The organism is Chryseobacillus diguaensis, from assembly GCF_049220665.1.
GTDB lineage: Bacteria > Bacillota > Bacilli > Bacillales > Bacillaceae > Metabacillus_B.
On the sequence record NZ_JBMKNV010000006.1, the window covers coordinates 63,172 to 79,355 of the forward strand.

A 16,184-nucleotide genomic window follows, 5' to 3' on the forward strand; every position below is an offset into this window, starting at 1 on the left:
CCAGCTAAAACATGATTGTTTTGGCTGGTTTAGATCTTTTTAGCCGATGATCATCCACTCATACTGCCGGAGCCTTAATTCAAATAAAGTAACGGCTTCATTGAATACATCCACTCTGTTTTTCATTTCTGCAAGCAGATCCTGCTTAACGTTAATTTCCTGCTTCGTTAGTTTCACTTGCTCTTCAAGAGCCAGCATCGGATGTCTGAAGAAGAGAGCAATATCTCTTTCAAGTGCCTTTTCAAACATTTCAAATGAGACCATAAACTTCTCAATGATTTCCTCTGTTGTTTCCTCATAGGAATCATTTGCGATAAATTGCGTGTATCTGTTATAAAGCATCGTTTTATTTTGAGAAATAGCACCAAAAAGCTTGCCTGCTCCTTTCAGCAGGAGCTGAGATGGAGTATGGCGAAGCAAGATATTGATCTTGCCAATCGGTGCTCCGCTTGTCATCCGTTCTGAATCCCTCTTCCAGTCCTCAATGATTTTGAAATCACAAGGGAGCTGGATCCTTTCTTCTTTAAACAGTGTATTAAAACCTTCACTCATTTCATTGAGATAAGTCTGGCTCTCAAATAGTTCTCTTTCGGAAGAAGTGATCCAGTCCATTAACGTCAGGTAATAGGAAGGAAGAAGCTTTTCTTCCATATAGGCCTGAATTCTTCTATTCATTTCGTCATTCAGCTCTAAATGAATTCTTGTAAAATCACTGTCTTCCCTGATTAATTTCGAACATTCCTGCAGAAGCTTTGGTATATCAGCAGCCATTTCCCGTTCCAGTTCTTTTCTTAGGACCCGGAAATGCTTTTGAATGGCCTGCATCTTGTCTTTTTCCAAGTCATCGAGCTGATGAATAGCGCCATTAAGCTTCGTCACCATCTCTTCATTCCATGTAATGGAGTGATTCAAGCCCTGTTCCCGTTCTACACGCTTGTTCAGCAAATGTGAAATAGTCTTTTTAATAAATAATAAAAGCTTTTCTGTCCGATCGGTTGTTACTTGCGTATTTACGATATCAGCTGAAAGGAAATCGCCAAAGTCAACGGCCTGCTGGCTGTTCTTATAATGAGAAGAAAAAGCATACAGCTTCGCTTCAGGAAAGAATGGCTGAATTCTGGACAGTGTTTCATCTGCAACTCTTTCCGCTTCCGTTTCATCGTAAATGGTATCCATTTTATTCAATAAGAAATGAACAGGAAGATCCGGTTCCTGTTCCCTGATCTTCAGCAGAATTTCTAACTCATGCTCTGTAAACGGCGCATTAGCAGACAGGACAAACAGCAGGCTGTCCGCAAGGCATAAAAAGTCTGATACGTCGCTTCGGCTTGTCGAACGGCCGCCGAACCCTGGAGTATCAAGGAATGCCACTCCGTACTTATCTAAAAAGGATGACGGCAGCTTGTACTCGACGCATGTGCTATCGTGCTGCATGCCATACTTCTCTGACAAAATTTCATAAGGATCCGATTCGAGAATGGCTCCGTTATTTTCTGTATCAGCAATCTCATTAATTTCCGTATGAGGTGCATCCTTCACCATAACGATAGAAGACGTTTCTTCCGAAAGAATATTTTCCCCTAGAACTGAATTAATAAATGAAGATTTGCCCGTTCCTGACGCACCTGCTACCATCATATGATGCACATTAAGGTCAAGAAGCTCCTGTGCCATCCAATTCAGCTTGCTGCCTGCTTCAATATCATTTTTCCGCGCCCATTGTTTAATATCCTCCTGAAGCTGCAGACTTTCCTCTAAGCCATTAGCAAACGTTCTGTTTTCATAAACAAGACTCTCCGCATCATGTACAATGGAAGCTTGGAGGCTGGATGGGAATATTTCATTCCATGCAAGTACTGCTGCTGATGCATAAAGAATGTGATTTTGCCCTGTAATCTTCAGCCAATTGGTCAATAGATCCGGTACGACTTTTGAAATTTCTTTGATTTTATAATCGCCTGCAATCAGCTCAAAGTAGGTCTCTTTATAAAGCTCAGAAAGTTCACTCCAGTTATGGGCCTGGTTGGCTTCAAGCGTAAGGAAAAGCTCATTAAAGTTTTGAATCCACAAAATCCGTTCATTATTAAGACTGTAGCTTTTCCATAAGGAAAGGACAAACTGCTCGAAATATACAGGATTGATTCCATAGATCATGATAAGCACTTCGTTGAAATAGTCAGGCTGGAAACGGGCAGTATAACCACCGTCAATATAACCTTTTACAATATCAAACCACTTGACAGATTGGGTACGGATCGATTCGTTAACTGCCAGCTCAATCGCATTATTCCAATCGCCATGCTCTTCAAAAAAAGCACTGGCAATAAACGCGATATTCTGATAGTCAGCATCAAGCATGACAGCTTTTTTGATTGCATTTACAGCCAGATCATGCTTGCCCTGTTCTATGTAGAGAGAAAACAGCTGCAGAGAAACTTCAACATTCAGTACTAAACTGTCTGTTTTAATTTTTTTATACAGATCAAGTGCTGTTGGCAGCAATCCCATTTCAACATAGGCATCTGCCATGTTTTTTTTAGCCCACTGCTCCAATTCATTGCCGATATTTTCCCACTTAAAGATTGCCGCTTCATAATCTTTATAGAGGAAATAAACCTCACCCTGGGCAAAGCGAATATGAGAAACATCTCCCATATGCTCATGCTGAAGCATATTCCCTAGCAGCTGGACAGGATGGACTTCCTCATGCCCTTCTGTATACGTTTCATGATAGATTTTCTTGCTTAACTGATTTTCTAAACTCATATGACCCTCCGAAGTTGAAATAGAATCTTTTGTACTGTTTGTTTCCCCGTTCATGATTTCTTCACACATTTGGTGTCTATTCTTGTATTCTAACAGAGATTTTTTTCAGCACATTTCAGTTAGATTTCATTTCTGATACAGAATAAAGCTATTTCGTAATAATTTTATCTAAATTTGGAAGGTTTATATGAGAATGAGTCTGATGAAGGACAGGGTGAATGACGGGAAAAAAAAATTCTGGATGCTAATGCTCCAGAACCCCAAATAGCGGCTAGTCAAAAAGGATGACGATCGAATCCATAATCGGTTTATAGCCGATTTCCATATAAATTTTATTAGAAGTGGGATTATCCAAATCCGTATAAAGTGTTGTGGACAAGTAGCCTTTATTTAAAAGGAGCCGGGTTAACGCAGCTACACAATCAGTTGCATAGCCTTTCTTCCGTTCATCAGGCGGAGTGTACACAAAATTGACGGTAGCGTTGGTCCTCGTAGGCCTTGCAATATTGGCTACGGAAATTAGCCTGCCGCCAACCTCCCAGCCGTAAAGAGTTTCCATTCTTAGAAATTCCCTTGCCTTTTCTTCCGACTCAGCCATATTCATCGTCTCTCCGGTTTCCTGGCCAAATTGGTAAACAAATTGAATGACAAGATCAAGATCTCTCCTGTCGACCTTCACAAGTCGCCCTGAATCTCTCGGCAGCTTTTCAAGCTCCCTCAGCTGATAGATCCGCTGCTGCATATTAACTTTTGAATTTCGTCCATTGGCTTTTTCAATCTGTTCAGCGAGTTGTGAGGTAAATTCCTTTTCTCCAACTAGACCCGGTATTTCATCAAGGGTATCAAGCATCAATTGAGCCGCTTTCTCCGCTTTTATATCACCCGGCTTGCTTAACACAATGTGCCTCGGGATCGTTTGGAAAAGAACGAGTACAGGTTTTCCCTCTTCTTTTATCGCAGCCATAAGCCTTGGCGTAATCTCTTTTTTAACATTCAAAAGCAATCCAAGAATCAGACTGTTCTCCGCCTCATGGTACTCCAAAAAAGGAACAACATCATTTTTAAAAGAACTGATACTTTCATAGCTGATTAATTCCGTCACAGCAACCACCTCTCTTTCTTTTCCCTTAGGATTCGCTGAAAGGTTTTCTGATTCCTTCATTTCGGATGAAATCCAGTAATTATCCCCAAAAACCAGCAAAAGTTTTCTTTTGAGCTGTGGACAACCCCCTAGGAGGAGTTGAATGGATAGTATTAGCCTGTGCATAAATTTGAAATGCTGTGCAAATGGGGGTAAACCTGTGAATAAGATAAGCAAACTGTGCGTAACAGGGAAAAGCCGTTCAAATGTGGTGGTAACCTGTGCATAACCTTTTTGATCGCACGCATAAACTTCGAATTCCCGCGCATAAACTTTTCAAAACCAATTATAAACGTGCTCATTTCTTTAAAAAGCTTATATTAAATGATTACTTTTCTCGTTAATGCTTTCGTTTACGTTCTTAACTCTTCGAATTCGCTCATCATTGACCTAATTTGCATTAAATCTGCATTGCCGCTCATAAATTTTTGTGAGCGCTCTTAAATCTAGGGGAATGCTCTTAAATTCTCGTGAGCGCTCTTAAATCTCGGGGGCCGCTCTTAAATCCCCAGCAGCGCTCTTAAACCCAACTTCCCAGCTCAATTTCCGCCCTATTCGCTTCAAAAAACCCTAAATCCCCACTACAAAACCCTTCAAATGAACAAAACCCCGGTTACAAAACCCATTTCTATCAGAAATCCCTTCCTTACCGCGATGCCTTTTGCATGCTTGTGTAAAGGGACATATAGCTTTTTGATTCTTCGATCATGCCTAGCTCTTTGTAGGTTTTCATCATCCACTGTACTGGATCTGGATCGTCTGGGCGCAGTTCCATTTCCCAGCTGAAGCATTCTATCGCCTGGTTATACAGTTTAAATTGATGGTATAGCTTTCCTAAGGAAAATTGCTGCTCAGGATCATCCTGATAGTCCATCATGGTTTGGAAAATTTTAAGGATTGGAAGTTTTTTATGCTTCGTAATAATTGGCTTCAGCCATAGATGGACAGCTGCAAGCTCACGGATGCCAAGGAGGGTTGGAATTACGGAACGGAGTATTTTTTCAAGATTCTCCATTGAATTTTCATTGATTAGAAAGCTTTGCAGGTTTTCTAAATTAATGCTTTCATAGTCAAGGGAAGGCTTTTGCAGCAGTTCTGCCAGCTGTTTTTTCTGCAATGAGGAAAGATCCTCTGGCGTCTGCTCGCATAATACATTAATGGCTTCTTCATATCTTGCCTGATTCAAAAAGGCTTCAAGAAGCTCTTGCAGCAAACGCGTATCTTTCACAGCACCTTTATAGGATTCCCACAGCAATAAAGCTCTTTCTTCAGAGGAGTAGTGGGCGGATAATAGTTTAAGGAAACTGTCATAATAAGCTTCTTCCTTCATGGAACCCTTTTTGAAATGGTCGATGTAGAGGACAAGCTGGTCGACCCATCTTCCTTTTGATGCATGAAGGCTTTGAAGCTTTGAAAAAGACGCTTGCTCCTTACGTTTGCCGAATAACAGCATTTCTCCGTAAAGAGGATCCTTTTCAAAAAGCTCTTTCCCTTTCACTTCATATAGAAGCTTATACTTTTGAAAATGAATCTGATTAGCCATATCCAAGCCCCATTTATTTTCCTTATCAAAGGAAAGCAGCACCATCAGGATTTGGTAGGCATGATTAAATTGGCCATTTCTTCTGTAATCGATAAAGAATTTTTTGAATATGTCGGTGATTTTTTCTTTTGGAATAAACGTGTCAAAATAAGAAAGAATGAGGGACACTTCCTGCGGGGAGTATTGTTTCATCATGTTTCTGAATGTTAGTTTTACTGTTTTTAGCGGAAACGTTTTATGTTCATCAACATAGGTTTGAATCAATGGATGCGGTGCGGTAAGTACAATGCCATTCTGAAAACACCTAGACAGCTGCGAGTTTTCCTTGCGTTTCAATTCCTTAGCCAGAAGAAAGTGTTCTTTGTAAAAAAACAGATAAAAGGTTTCATCTGCATCTGTCACGGCCTCTAAAATTTTCATCCGGTTGTCAAAAGCCATTCGGGTTGCTTTCAGCTCTTTCGGTTTCTCATTCATGGTAACGGTAATGCTTTGCATTTGACTGCTCATTAGTTTCCCTCCAAGCTTGATGCCATCCGCTCATTGGCTTCATTCGTTTACTTCCATTTTAGCACTATCAGCACTTGAAGGACAATTGAATGAAAAAAAGACCTGTTAAAAGGCCTTTTCGCTTGCCGTTTTTATACTGTTTCTGAAATACAGGGAAACGGCGAACTAACTTACAGGACAGGAGTCAATCAATCCGACCGCTGCAAAATGTAAAATCCTCAAAAAACACACTCTAACTTCAAGAAAAAATCTAAAACGATCCCCAAGCTTCCTAATCCTCATCCTTCACATCCGGATCCTCCGGTATCGGCTCATTATTCCATTCAGCCAGCTGTTTTTTGGCTTTTTCAAGCTGCTCCAGATGGCTGTTGAATTGCTCTTTGTTGACTATGTATTGTTTTCCATCGTGTACAGCCCGGATTTTGTTTTGTTGAATCAGGCTTTCGATATAATCTTCCGGCAAAGATAGATGCTCTGCCGTTTCTTTTACTGTCAAATACATATATTCACCTCGATTTAGGAAAATACCCGATACTTTCAGAAATTTTCTCTGCTGTATAAAGCAGATCTTCTGCGAGTTTGTCTTTACGGTGCTGCATTCTGTTTTTTGGTCCCGCCATACTGATTGCAGCCCTAACGTCCCCCATGGGGCCATAAACCGGGGCGGCCAGACAATACAGGCCTTCTTCGTTCTCTTCATCATCAATCGAATAACCCTGTTTTCGAAATTCCGTCAGCTGTTTCTTCAGCACGGTTTTATCGGTAATGGTATTTTCCGTAATGGGCAGCAGTTCAATATGTTCAAGCAGCTTCACCTGCTCTTCATGAGGAATAAACGCCAAGAATGCTTTGCCAAGGCCTGTACAATAAAGCGGCTTTCGGTAACCAGGCTGGGCACTTGTCCTGATCGAACGGTTATTATCTATTTTAGCTACGTACACCAGTTCATCAACGGATAAAACCGCCATAAAAACGGTCTCTTCCCCTCTTCGCATGAGCTCCTGCAAATGCGGAAGTCCTTCTGTATGGATATCAAGCGAATCCATCGCGCTTGTTCCAAGATGAATGAGTTTAGGGCCCAGTTTATATCTTTTTTGCATATCCTGTGTGACATAGCCTGCTTCATGCAATGTTTTCACAAGGGTGAAGGTGCTGCTTTGCGGAAAGGAAAGGGATTCACTGATCTCTTTCACATTAAGCCCACCGGGATATTCAATTAAGAGTTCAAATATTTCCAGCACACGCTGGGCTGATTTTACTGACACCTTTACCACTCCGTTTAAAAAATTCAATGTTAAAAGTACAACAACAGATTACTGTAAGAATCTGCTACCGTCAAATGAATCCTCGTATTCTTCAGGATCGTGCTTTTAGATATAAATGAAAGAGAAAAGCATCTGCAGCCCTAAGCCGCAAATGCTCTAAAAACAAATATCAGGCACGAATCACACTTTGATTTAAAATATTACGTGGTTTTTCCCCTTTTAATGCAGCCAGTAAATTATCTATTCCATGCTCAACCATCCGGTTCCTTGTTTCTTGTGTTGCTGATCCAATATGAGGAGCAAGCACAACATTCTCTAGGCTCAGAAGTTCACTTTCCTTTGGAAGCGGTTCTTGTTCATAAACATCTAAACCCGCTCCCCTAATTTCACCGTTTTTTAACGCCTTGATCAGAGCCTCCTCATCAACAACCCTGCCTCTCGACCCGTTGATGAGAATAGCCGAGGATTTCATCTGCTCCAATTCTTTTGCTGTTATCATATGGATCATTTCTTTCTTTAACGGAATTGTTAAACAAACATAATCCGATTCTGATAAAAGCTCAGAAAGTTCACAGTGAACAACGCCAAGTTCCCGCTCCGCTTCAAAGTCGCGATTCCTCTTTGTATAAAGAACCTTCATGTCAAAACCAAGAGCGGCACGTTTTGCGACAGCTCGTCCTATTCCCCCCATACCAACAATACCGATCGTTTTATGATGCACATCAAGACCGAAACGATCAGAACCAATGTCCTCATTCCAACTGCCTCTCCGGACGATTCGGTCAAGCTCCGTAATTCTCCTTGCTGCTGAAAGCATCAGGCCAAAAATTAAATCTGCAGTTGTATCGGCCAGTGCTTCTGCAATGTTTGTTGCAATGATTCCTCTTCTAGTCAGTTCCTCCAAATCCAAATTGTCATAACCGGCAGAAGTATTGCTTACAACACGAAGGTTAGGGGCTTTGTTTAAAAGGTCCTCTGTAATTTTCATTGATGAGCCCAATAGAGCACTGGCTTCAGACAGTTTTTCTTCAAAATCCTTTTGATTCTCTTCCGTAATTTCATTAAAGTAATAGACTTTTCCATGCTTATCAAGTCTTTCATGAAGATATTCAGGTATTTTTTTATACGAAATAATCGTATCCATCCGTTTCGTTGCTCCTTTGTTTCTTAAGCTGTTTTCGCAAAGGTTGTTGTTATTCGGTTTGAGTTAGAACACTTATAAAAGATTGTCTACGTGGCATCTTTACTTAAAATTCGCAGCTGTATATTGATCGCAATCATCTAATATAGATGAGAAAGCAACAATGTTTAAGAAAAGAGCCTTTCTTAGATCAGTTCAGCTTCCTTCAGCAGATCAGTGAGCTTTTTCTTCTTTTCTTCTGACAGAGGATAAGCAGGAGGCAGCACTTCTGTTGATACTTCCAGCCCGCACATTCTCGTTGCTTCTTTTATGACATTCACAAATGGAAAGTCAAGCTTATATAAAGGAAGCAGTGCAGCCAGCTTTTGATGCAGTTTTCCAGCCGTTTTAAAATCGCCTTTTTTAAAAGACTGATAAATTCCAATTGTGAGCTGCGGTGCAAAATTGGCACTAGCAGGGATAGCCCCTGCTCCTCCAAGGAAAAGGGTATTCAGTAAGTGATCATCATACCCGCAGAATACTTTAAAATCAGGTCTTTCCTTTTTTACTTTTAAAATCATTTCTCTAATATGGCCTGCCGCATCTGTCGTTTCTTTTATGCCAGCTATATTCGAATATTTCTTTACTAATTTTAATACAAAATCAGGGCTTAAGTCAGTTCCAGTGAAATCCGGGAAGTTGTATAAAAGGACCGGAATCTTTACAGCTTCCGCTATTTCTCCGTAATGCCTAAATAAATTTTCCTCTGACAGCTTGGCGTAATAGGGATTTACGGCAAGGATTCCATCTGCCCCTATTTCCTCTGCATGCCTGCTCAGAAGGACAGCTTCTCTAGTGCTTGTGCTGCCTGTTCCTATTAAACAAGGAACTCTTCTGTTTACTGTTTTGACAGCAAACTCGGCTGCATCCATTCTCTCTTCGGCATTCATGTGGGCAAACTCCCCGCCCGTTCCTAGAAAAAGAAAGCCGTTGACTCCTTTTTCGATTAAGTCTTCTATTAAAAACTTCATTCCCTCTTTATCTAAAATTCCATTTTTAACTATCGTTGAAATAGGAGGAAAAATCCCCTCAAGCTTTTCTGTATTCACATGATCACCTCATTCATTTATTATTGGTTCCTCAATCGGATCTTTTACAAGAAACCAGTAGCAAAGAGCGGCACACCCTGCAATGATGCCTCCCGAAATAAAGGCAAGAGAATAAGAGTCGGTCCGATCTACTATGATTCCAGCAATGATAGGTGAAAAAGCTCCTCCGAAATAGCCTCCGAAATTTTGGATAGATCCGACTGATGCGACCATAGAGGGCGGTGCAATATCACCTGCAAGTGCCCACGCACTCCCAGTTATGGCAGAAATAAAACACAGAGCGAGTGTCATTAGAGTCATTTTTATTCCCAAGCTGCTGAAAAAAGGGACGAGAATGACGACAATTGCTGTCAAGACTGCACAAACACTGATTAAAATTCGTTTCGCTTTAATGGGGGAAGCAATATTCCTGTCTACTAAACGCTTGATCAAATATCCCCCAAAAATCGCTCCGAACACCCCGCCAAGCCATGGAATACTAGCAAGAAATCCCAGTTGCTGCAAAGAAACCCCATTTGATTTAACAAGATATAAAGGCAAAAATACTAGAAAGATATTCCAGATCCATATGGTACAGAAAAAGCCCAAAATCATTCCCCACATGCTTTTATATTTAAATAATTGTGCCCATTTTATCTTTGATTGGCTTAAGCTTTCCTCTGTGCCAGCTCCTTCTGCCTGAATATAAGCAAATTCTTCTTTTGAAAGACCATTGCTTTTATCGGGATTGCGGTAAAAGATAACAAATAAAAGTGCAAATACGACACCGACGGCTCCCGTAATATAGAACAAAGCACGCCATCCAAAGGCTACCATGATAGCGACAAGGATAGGAGGCGCAATTGCCGGGCCCCACTTCGAAGCAGAATCCCACAAACCAGTTGCAAAGGCTCTCTCTTTTTTAGGAAACCAGAATGAAGTCATTTTGGCTCCCGCAGGCCATCCTGGAGCCTCTCCAACACCTAACAAAAGTCTCGCAATAACAAAAGAAGAGATTTTGTTTACTGCTCCTGTCAGCATTGTAGCAATGCTCCACCAAGCTAATGAAATCGCATACATTTTTTTCGCCCCAAAGCGGTCAATCAGCCATCCTGCCGGAAGCTGCATGAGGGCATAAGACCAGGAAAACAGGGTCCCAAAAAGCCCGATATCTGTGTTGCTTAGTTTTAAATCCTTCATCATTTCAGGGGCTGCTATTGATAAATTCGCCCGATCCAAGTAATTGATCAATCCTCCAATGATAAGCCAAATAACTACCGTCCACCGCCAATTCTTTTTAGGCTGCGGCAGTGTTTGAACCTCCCTTTTTTCAAGCTCCATTCCATTTCCCCCTTTTGTACATTTAAAATCACATATGTATTTTACAATTCTAATGATGATTTAATATATTCACAATCTACTATATGTAAGCGTTTCAGTCAATAATTAGAAAGAAAAATCTGATTATTTTCTTGAATAGCTGAACGGATCGATTTCTGCAATTAAAAAAGCAGCGATCTTTTCGCCGCTGCTCACCAAACCGTCATATGCTTTTTTCAGATTCACATGTGCTGTCTTTCTGTCTGTTCCTACAACAAAATGCAAATCATAGCCTCCTCTATGATAAACATAATCTTTTTCACCTGTTCCAGGTACTTTTAAATTTGATCTGCTTTACCGATAAATTTTCCAATTACATAGGTAGTGATGCCGCCAAGGCTCGTCTGGCGTTCTACATTTGTCCCGAGGTACCTGATTTCTTTAATAGTTTTGTCTTTGTTGTAAGCAAAGGCATAGCCTGGGTGTCCCATATCTGCTGTATAAATGTCAAACTGGCTATTTTTCCCTGCGTGCATTGGCGGTGCTCCGATCTTTTTGTAGACGTCACTCTTTGTGCTCTTACCTACTTTTAGACCCATCACATCTCTTGAAAACTCACCTTGCAGAGATGTTTTATACATTGATTTTAATTTCTCGACCGCTAATTGGCTGACAGAGGCAGTGTTAGAAACAGACAATTCGCTTGCAGGTTTTGCAGCTCCTGGACCAAAGGCTGTGCCGGTACCGAATACTGTACCAGTCACTAGGGCAGCTGAAATCAATTTAAAAGTTGGGAAAACATTTCTTATCCCTCCTAGGTTAGGATAAAGTTTCCACAAATTTCATACTATTAAACTTTCAACCAAAAAAGGAAGACAAATGCCTTCTTTTCGAGTTACAATTAATTCCAACACCACTAAAGGAGCGCTTAACATGCTGGAACAGTTTTTCATTGAAATAAAAGCTTTTCAACTTGATCGATTGATTACTGTCTATCTCCCTAAAAGCTACCATGCCACTTCAAAAAGGTACCCTGTTTTGTATATGCATGACGGCCAAAATGTCTTTCATGATGAAAGAGCTATCAACGGAACTTCTCTTGGATTAGAAGCTTACCTTGACGAACATGAGATTGATGTCATTGTGGTCGGGATTGACAGGAATATAGAAGAGAATGGCCGATTGAATGAATACTGCCCATGGATAAATGGCCCATACAGCGAAAAAATACTCGGATATGCAAGCGATACAGGCGGAAAAGGGAAAGATTACATAGATTTTATCGTTAAAGAACTTAAGCCTTCCATTGACCAAAAATACCGTACGGACGAAAACCGCACTTATATGGCAGGAATTTCACTAGGTGCCCTTATTACCACCTATGCTGTCTGCCGCTATCCTGAAATTTTTAAAAAAGCCATTGCTTTGTCTTCTGCTTATTACCGGAATCAAGAAAAAATTGAAAAACTAATTACTGTTTCTGATCTGTCTTCTATCGAAAAGTTCTATATGGACAGCGGTGCACGGGAAGGCGCGGAAGACGACCGTATAAACAGCGAGTTCCTTGCCTGGAACCATGCGGTTTATAAGCTTTTAAAAGAGAAAGTAACAAATTTGAGGTTTGAAATTATTCCTGGGGCAGAGCATCATTATATTTATTTCAAAAAACGGATGCCTGAGGCAATTGATTATATATTGAAGGATTAAAAAAGAGGCGCTTCCCGCGCCTCTTTTTTGGTTTATTCTTTTACAGAACCCGAAGTCAATCCGGATACAATTCGTCTCTGGAATATTAATACAAGGATAACGAGCGGTACGGTAACGACAACTGTAGCCGCTGAAATCTCGCCCCAAGGAATCGTATATTGCCCCTGGAAGAGCGCAATTCCAACCGGTACCGTCTTATAATCTGTGTCGGTATTAATTGTTAAAGCAAACAGGAATTCGTTCCACGCTGCAATAAAGACGAGAATGGCTGTCGTAAAGATTCCTGGTGTTGCAAGCGGAAAAATAACTTTCCAATACGTCTGCATCAAGCTTGCCCCATCAATTTTCGCCGCTTCTTCAAGATCATAAGGAATTTTTCTGAAAAAGGTAACGAGAATCCATATGGCCAGCGGAAGGGCAATTGTTGTATCAGGTATGATCAGCCCCAGATAGCTGTTTGTTAAGTGCAGGTTTTTCATAATAATGTAGATCGGTGAAATGATTGCAATCTGCGGGAACATCGTGACCGAAAGAACAAGGCCTAGAATGATCGTTTTCCCTTTAAACTGCAGCCTTGCAATCGCATACGCAGCAAAGGATGCCACAAAAACGGTATAAATCGTTGTGATAAAAGCTACTACAAAGCTGTTCCACAAATACCTCGGGAAAGGATAGTTCATAAAAACGGATACATAGTTCTGTAAACTCGGCTTGTCCGTAAATGGGGTAAATGCCTTATCCCCGAAAAGTTCTGTTGCCGGTTTAATAGAGGCTAGCAAGACCCATAGGAAAGGGAACATAACAAAGAATACAAAGACAACTAAAAAGACATAGAACAGGATACCTGGCTTCTTATTCATAGTATTTTCCCTCCTTTACTTGCCATCATTCAGCAAATCCCTTCCAAGGAATTTGATGTAAATCATAGAGATGATTGCTACAAAAACGAAGACGATGACAGAAAGTGTTGATCCATTCCCAAACTGCTGGTTAGAGAACATTATCTGATAGGCAAAAGAAGAGATGGTTTCTGTCGAGTTTGCCGGGCCTCCACCTGTTAATACATAAATCAAGTCAAACACGCGGAATGCATCCAATGTCCTGAAAAGAAGTGCAACAAGTAAGCTAGACTTTAAAAGCGGCAAGGTAATGCTTGTGAACTGCTTCCATTTTGTGGCCCCGTCAATGCTTGCTGCTTCATATAGCGAAGCCGGGATTGTCTGAAGTCCTGCAAGAAGCAAGAGAGCCATGTAAGGTGTCGTCTTCCAGACGTCTGTAAAAATAACAGAAAACATCGCACCCTGCGCAGTCGTCAGCAGATTTGTCATGTTATCAACCAGACCGACTTTTTCGAAAATCTTGGCAACAATACCGTTTTGCCCGTCATAAAGGAACTTCCACATCAGGGCTGAAACGGCTGTCGGGATCGCCCATGGAATCAGAATCGTCGCTCTGATTAATCCTCTTCCGAAAAAGGCCTTGTTGATGAGAAGCGCGATTCCAAGCCCAATAATCAATTCAACTCCAACGGAAACAACTGTAAAAAATAGCGTGTTTCCAAGTGCATGCCACGTTCTTGAACTTTGCAAATCATTCGCATAATTTTTAAACCCAACAAAGTTCGGCTCCTGCAGAACCTGGTTCATTCCTGTTGATAAACCGATCAGCTTATTTCCCTGATCCAGTTTTGTTCCATGGGAAATGCTTTTCAGCTTAACGGTCATGTCATTTGTTTCAGAGATCAGCTTTTCTGCAGCGGATTTGTCTATATTAACAACTGCCTCATCAGGTTCCACTGATTCGAAATTCAGCAGTTTATCATTTACAGTTTCATATTTTTTCTTTGTATCAGGATTGCTTTGAATCTTTGAGTCTATCGCCTGCAATTCTTCTTTCATTGCAGTTAGCTGATCGGCAGCATGGCCTTTTTTAATCTCATTGTCCAACCCGGTGATTAAAAACGGATACGTGTTCAAATATCTGTTTAAATCAAGCCGGTATTCAAAGGTAGTTGTTGATTTTGTCGGATCTTTAAGATCTAAGTCAAATAAACTGTAGTAAAAGGACTGTATAACGGGCCAGATGGCAATGACAAGAATGAGAATCAGCGACGGTGCTACCAAAACATATCCTATTTTTTGATTTTGGGACTTTTTCGGTTTCTTTTTTGATTTTATGACAGGGTCCTGGTTCAGCTGCGGCGGTACTTGTTCCATATTCTCACTCCCTTAATTATTCTTCTAAAACAAAGTTTAAGAAAAGATGACGTGTGATCTTTTCTTAAAATTCATGAAGAAACAGCTTCTTTAATAAAGAAAGAGGCTGACCGAATCGGGCAGCTTATTCTCCCTTCGGGGGGGAGCAATTGCCTGCTTCAATCAGCCTCAGAAAAATTAAGCCTTCACTTTTGCTTTCATTTGCGTTTCCATGTTTTTCACAGCTTCTTCAACTGTTTCAGAACCAGCTATTGCTTTGGAAACTTCGATTTGGATGATTTGAGAAATTTCCTGATAGTTTGCAGCTACCGGACGAGGAACAGCAGCAGCAAGACCAGCTTGGAAACCTTTATCAGCAAATGTCGGATTTGCTTTCAGCACTTCTTTGTCATCAAATAGGCTTGCGATTGTCGGTGCATGGCCGCCGTAGATAGCATCAATCTTCTGCCCTTCAGCACCAGCCATGAATTTTAGGAATTCCCATGCTTCTTTGGGATGTTTCGTGTTTTTGTTGATTCCAGCCTGCCAGCCGCCTAGAGCTGCTGCAGAGCCTTTGTCGCCAGCCGGAAGCGGAGCGATAGCGACTTTTCCAGGGATTTTAGATTTGGATTTGTCGTTTGCACTTGCATATTCATAAGGCCAGTTGCGAAGGAATGGTGTTTGGCCTTCGATAAATGCTTGGTCAGACTCAATTTCAGTGAAGTTTGTTACGTTTCCTGGTACAAATTCAGATTTTGCCACTTCAACAAGCTTTTTCAAGCCTTTGATTGTTTCTGGGCTATTTACGACAACCTGGTTTTTCTCATCAATGAATTTACCGCCGTAAGCTGCAACGAATTCAATGGCATCACAGACAAGCCCTTCGTATTGCTTAGCCTGCATAACGTAACCGAATTTCGTTCCGCCCTGGCCTTTTTTAGCCTTTGCCTGTTTGATCAAGTCGTCCCATGTTTTCGGGACTTCATCTTTTTTCACAAGATCTGTGCGGTAGAACAGCATCCCGGCATCGATAAATTTAGGAAGGGTCCACTGTTTGCCGTTGAATTGTGATGCAGCAAGAGCACCCTGGTTGTATGCATTTAAGTCTACATTGTCTTTTTGGATGTAACGGTCAAGCGGAAGAAGGTAATCTGCCTGCGCAAATTCAGCCGGCCACACAACGTCAAGATCAAACACATCAATTTCAGAAGACTTTGCATTAAACGCTGTTACATAAGCATCATGCTGCTGACCTGTGTCAGATGGCATTTCGCGGAATTTAATTTTAATATTTGGATGGGATTTTTCGAAGGCTTCAACCATTTTCGTTGTTCCCTGCGTAACATCCTTACCTTTTGAATAAACAAGTGTAACCGGATTATCTTTTGCAGCTTCTTTTGTAGTCCCGCTATTTTCTTCTGTTGAAGACTTGGACTGGCCAGAGCATCCTGCAAGAGCTAAAGCAAGAGAACCTGCCAATACCATTAATTTGGATGATTTTAATAGTTTCATATTTACCCCTTTTCGAAAAA

General features: G+C 41.0%; 14 protein-coding genes. 1 reads left to right on the top strand and 13 read right to left on the bottom strand.

Annotation, left to right across the window (positions count from 1 at the left end):
• Nucleotides 1-39 precede the first annotated feature (39 nt).
• The 10 genes from ACOT8F_RS11455 to ACOT8F_RS11500 all read right to left on the bottom strand — a co-directional run bounded on the left by ACOT8F_RS11455 (nt 40) and on the right by ACOT8F_RS11500 (nt 11,514).
• Nucleotides 40-2,766: a dynamin family protein gene (locus ACOT8F_RS11455; RefSeq protein ID WP_421652019.1), complete on the bottom strand. Its 2,727-nt coding sequence runs from the start codon at nt 2,764-2,766 to the stop codon at nt 40-42.
• A gap of 271 nt (nt 2,767-3,037) precedes the next feature.
• A complete protein-coding gene (locus tag ACOT8F_RS11460; protein ID WP_421652021.1) occupies nt 3,038-3,928 on the bottom strand; it encodes a GNAT family N-acetyltransferase in 891 nt (296 codons plus the stop codon).
• A 625-nt stretch (nt 3,929-4,553) separates the two neighbouring features.
• Nucleotides 4,554-5,957: a tetratricopeptide repeat protein gene (locus ACOT8F_RS11465; protein WP_421652023.1), complete on the bottom strand. Its 1,404-nt coding sequence runs from the start codon at nt 5,955-5,957 to the stop codon at nt 4,554-4,556.
• Between the two features lie 271 nt (nt 5,958-6,228).
• The gene (locus ACOT8F_RS11470; protein ID WP_421652024.1) at nt 6,229-6,459 is read right to left on the bottom strand and encodes an excisionase family DNA-binding protein; all 231 of its coding nucleotides are present in this window, start codon (nt 6,457-6,459) and stop codon (nt 6,229-6,231) included.
• Between the two features lie 4 nt (nt 6,460-6,463).
• A complete protein-coding gene (locus ACOT8F_RS11475) occupies nt 6,464-7,222 on the bottom strand; it encodes an IclR family transcriptional regulator (RefSeq protein WP_421652025.1) in 759 nt (252 codons plus the stop codon).
• 169 nt (nt 7,223-7,391) lie between these two features.
• The gene (locus ACOT8F_RS11480; RefSeq protein ID WP_421652026.1) at nt 7,392-8,366 is read right to left on the bottom strand and encodes a 2-hydroxyacid dehydrogenase; all 975 of its coding nucleotides are present in this window, start codon (nt 8,364-8,366) and stop codon (nt 7,392-7,394) included.
• A 182-nt stretch (nt 8,367-8,548) separates the two neighbouring features.
• A complete protein-coding gene (locus ACOT8F_RS11485; protein ID WP_421652027.1) occupies nt 8,549-9,451 on the bottom strand; it encodes a dihydrodipicolinate synthase family protein in 903 nt (300 codons plus the stop codon).
• A gap of 9 nt (nt 9,452-9,460) precedes the next feature.
• Nucleotides 9,461-10,771: an MFS transporter gene (locus ACOT8F_RS11490; protein WP_421652029.1), complete on the bottom strand. Its 1,311-nt coding sequence runs from the start codon at nt 10,769-10,771 to the stop codon at nt 9,461-9,463.
• A gap of 123 nt (nt 10,772-10,894) precedes the next feature.
• The gene (locus ACOT8F_RS11495) at nt 10,895-11,035 is read right to left on the bottom strand and encodes a hypothetical protein (protein ID WP_421652030.1); all 141 of its coding nucleotides are present in this window, start codon (nt 11,033-11,035) and stop codon (nt 10,895-10,897) included.
• 53 nt (nt 11,036-11,088) lie between these two features.
• Nucleotides 11,089-11,514 (bottom strand): DUF4309 domain-containing protein, encoded by a 426-nt coding sequence (locus ACOT8F_RS11500; RefSeq protein WP_421652032.1) that lies wholly within the window; start codon nt 11,512-11,514, stop codon nt 11,089-11,091.
• A 169-nt stretch (nt 11,515-11,683) separates the two neighbouring features.
• On the opposite strand from ACOT8F_RS11500, the gene ACOT8F_RS11505 reads away from it, so the two are divergent.
• The gene (locus ACOT8F_RS11505; RefSeq protein ID WP_421652033.1) at nt 11,684-12,457 is read left to right on the top strand and encodes an alpha/beta hydrolase; all 774 of its coding nucleotides are present in this window, start codon (nt 11,684-11,686) and stop codon (nt 12,455-12,457) included.
• Between the two features lie 32 nt (nt 12,458-12,489).
• Here the strand turns inward: ACOT8F_RS11505 and ACOT8F_RS11510 are convergent, their stop codons facing one another.
• The 3 genes from ACOT8F_RS11510 to ACOT8F_RS11520 all read right to left on the bottom strand — a co-directional run bounded on the left by ACOT8F_RS11510 (nt 12,490) and on the right by ACOT8F_RS11520 (nt 16,164).
• A complete protein-coding gene (locus ACOT8F_RS11510) occupies nt 12,490-13,317 on the bottom strand; it encodes a carbohydrate ABC transporter permease (RefSeq protein WP_421652034.1) in 828 nt (275 codons plus the stop codon).
• Nucleotides 13,318-13,332: 15 nt separating this feature from the next.
• Nucleotides 13,333-14,673, bottom strand: coding sequence for a carbohydrate ABC transporter permease (locus ACOT8F_RS11515; protein WP_421652035.1), 1,341 nt, complete (start codon nt 14,671-14,673; stop codon nt 13,333-13,335).
• Nucleotides 14,674-14,850: 177 nt separating this feature from the next.
• The gene (locus tag ACOT8F_RS11520; RefSeq protein ID WP_421652036.1) at nt 14,851-16,164 is read right to left on the bottom strand and encodes an ABC transporter substrate-binding protein; all 1,314 of its coding nucleotides are present in this window, start codon (nt 16,162-16,164) and stop codon (nt 14,851-14,853) included.
• Between the last annotated feature and the right edge of the window lie 20 nt (nt 16,165-16,184).

What these genes read in the sequence shown, in the direction of transcription:
- ACOT8F_RS11470 (WP_421652024.1), bottom strand. Translation starts at nt 6,459, where the DNA reads ATGTATTTGACAGTAAAAGAAACGGCAGAGCATCTATCTTTGCCGGAA.
- ACOT8F_RS11510 (WP_421652034.1), bottom strand. Translation starts at nt 13,317, where the DNA reads ATGAATAAGAAGCCAGGTATCCTGTTCTATGTCTTTTTAGTTGTCTTT.
- ACOT8F_RS11465 (WP_421652023.1), bottom strand. Translation starts at nt 5,957, where the DNA reads ATGAGCAGTCAAATGCAAAGCATTACCGTTACCATGAATGAGAAACCG.
- ACOT8F_RS11515 (WP_421652035.1), bottom strand. Translation starts at nt 14,673, where the DNA reads ATGGAACAAGTACCGCCGCAGCTGAACCAGGACCCTGTCATAAAATCA.
- ACOT8F_RS11460 (WP_421652021.1), bottom strand. Translation starts at nt 3,928, where the DNA reads ATGAAGGAATCAGAAAACCTTTCAGCGAATCCTAAGGGAAAAGAAAGA.
- ACOT8F_RS11505 (WP_421652033.1), top strand. Translation starts at nt 11,684, where the DNA reads ATGCTGGAACAGTTTTTCATTGAAATAAAAGCTTTTCAACTTGATCGA.
- ACOT8F_RS11455 (WP_421652019.1), bottom strand. Translation starts at nt 2,766, where the DNA reads ATGAGTTTAGAAAATCAGTTAAGCAAGAAAATCTATCATGAAACGTAT.
- ACOT8F_RS11520 (WP_421652036.1), bottom strand. Translation starts at nt 16,164, where the DNA reads ATGAAACTATTAAAATCATCCAAATTAATGGTATTGGCAGGTTCTCTT.
- ACOT8F_RS11480 (WP_421652026.1), bottom strand. Translation starts at nt 8,366, where the DNA reads ATGGATACGATTATTTCGTATAAAAAAATACCTGAATATCTTCATGAA.
- ACOT8F_RS11490 (WP_421652029.1), bottom strand. Translation starts at nt 10,771, where the DNA reads ATGGAGCTTGAAAAAAGGGAGGTTCAAACACTGCCGCAGCCTAAAAAG.